General features: G+C 51.1%; 1 rRNA gene. It reads right to left on the bottom strand.

Annotation, left to right across the window (positions count from 1 at the left end):
- Positions 1 to 227 (bottom strand): 23S ribosomal RNA (locus CPJCM30710_RS17660); the annotation flags it as partial.

The raw sequence follows: 227 nt of genomic DNA, 5'->3' as shown, positions 1-227 counted from the left end.
GTCAAACTGCCCACCTAACAATGTCCCGTCACCAGCTTCATGGTGTCCGGTTAGAATCCCAGTACTGTCAGGGTGGTATCCCAAGGTCGACTCCACATCCCCTAACGAGAATGTTTCCTAGTCTCCCACCTATCCTGTACAGACAATACCGAGACTCAATGCTAAGCTACAGTAAAGCTCTACGGGGTCTTTCCGTCCAATCGCGGGTAGCAAGCATCTTCACTTGC

Origin of the sequence: Clostridium polyendosporum (assembly GCF_018332455.1) — a bacterium.
Lineage (GTDB): Bacteria > Bacillota > Clostridia > Clostridiales > Clostridiaceae > Clostridium_AY > Clostridium_AY polyendosporum.
Note: the sequence above shows the minus strand (reverse complement) of the source record. Positions and strands in the feature narration are given on the sequence as shown.